Here is a 1,095-nt window from a genome sequence, read left to right on the forward strand (position 1 = left end):
GCACCGGACTCGTCGTCGGCCGCGACGGGACTGAACAGCGCGGTACCGGAGACCTCCAGGTCCGACGGCGGCCGCATGGGCAGCACCCCGGAGTGGCCGTTCTGCGACCAGGGGTTGGGCGCGGCCGCGCCGTCGCCGAGGGTGCCGGAGGTGGTGCCCGCCAGGCTGGTCAGCGGGGCGGGCTTGCCGCTGCCGTTGACCGTGCGGCGGCGGGGCATCTCTTCGGTCGGGTACGCCGGTTCGGGCCGCAGGACCGCGGTCTGCTCCGGCAGGCCCATGACGAGTTCGGCGGGCACCGTCACCGTCGCGCGGACACCGACGATGTCCTTGCCGCCGTGCAGTTCGACGCCGATGTGGTGGCGCCCGGCGAGGCGCCCCACCACGAACAGGCCCATCCGGCGGGAGGTCGCGAGATCGATGGTGCCGTTCTCGTGCAGACGAGCGTTGGCCTCGGCGACCTCGGACTCGTTCATGCCGATGCCCTTGTCGATGATGTCGATCAACAGGCCGCGGTCGTCCGAAACCCGGGTCGACACCGTCACCTGGGTCTCCGGCGCGGAGAACGCGGTCGCGTTGTCCAGCAGCTCGGCGACCAGGCGCATCAGGTCGCTCGCCGCGTACCCGACGATGCGGGCGTCGGGCGGGGTCTGGACCACCACGCGCTGGTACTGCTCGATCTCCGAGGCCGCGGCGCGCAGCACGTCGGTGGTCGACACCGGCTGGCCCGACCGGCGTCCCGGCTCCGCCCCCGAGAGCACCATCAGGTTCTCGTTGTTGCGCCGCATCCGGGTGGCGAGGTGGTCGAGCTGGAACAGGGTGGCGAGCTGGTCGGCGTCCTCCTCGTCACGCTCCAGCCGCTCGATCAGCTGCAGCTGACGCTGCACGAGGCTCTGGCTGCGGCGCGAAAGGTTGATGAACACGCTGCTGTAGGCGGTCCGCATGCCTGCCTGTTCGATGGCGAGCCGCAGGGCCTGGCTGTGCACCTCGTCGAAGGCCTTGGCCACCTCGCCGATCTCGTCGGTGGTGCCGACCGCGACCGGCTGGACCGCGGCGCTCTGCTCCCGGCCCTCCTGGATGTTCTGCACCGCCTCGGGG

Annotated in this window: 1 protein-coding gene; it reads right to left on the reverse strand. The window is 71.7% G+C overall.

Going from position 1 to position 1,095, the window contains the following annotated elements; all coding sequences use genetic code 11:
• Window positions 1-1,095, reverse strand: a 1,095-nt coding sequence (locus tag FNH05_RS37615; protein ID WP_186382955.1) for a sensor histidine kinase, incomplete at both ends; no start/stop codon positions are given.

It is taken from the genome of Amycolatopsis rhizosphaerae (assembly GCF_007713715.1).
In the GTDB taxonomy this organism is placed as follows: domain Bacteria; phylum Actinomycetota; class Actinomycetes; order Mycobacteriales; family Pseudonocardiaceae; genus Amycolatopsis_E; species Amycolatopsis_E rhizosphaerae.